Raw genomic sequence first — 246 nt, 5'->3', positions numbered from 1 at the left:
TGAACAGCGCCACATTGTGGCCCGGCAGCGGGCGATCGCGGTACGGCGAATAGGGCGGCGCGTTGCTGAGCAATGGAATGGCGGTGAAGCGTACGTTCGGGCAGACCGCCGTGTGAAAAGGTTCACCGGGCGTCACCGGGTGGTGAATCAACCCGCCGTTCCAGTGAGAGAGCATGGGAAACACCGGGAAACCGGTGCTGAGATCGTCATGCACTTCAGGGGTGCACCAGACGTGGTGCGGGCAGC

The 246-nt window shown here is 63.4% G+C and carries 1 pseudogene; it reads right to left on the bottom strand.

The annotated features are described in order from the left end of the window. Positions 1 to 246: pseudogene (locus MMS95_RS24165) on the bottom strand (pyrroloquinoline quinone biosynthesis protein B); the annotation flags it as partial.

The organism is Serratia sp. PGPR-27, from assembly GCF_022678525.1.
GTDB classification, from domain to species: Bacteria; Pseudomonadota; Gammaproteobacteria; order Enterobacterales; family Enterobacteriaceae; genus Serratia; species Serratia nematodiphila.
Note: the sequence above shows the minus strand (reverse complement) of the source record. Positions and strands in the feature narration are given on the sequence as shown.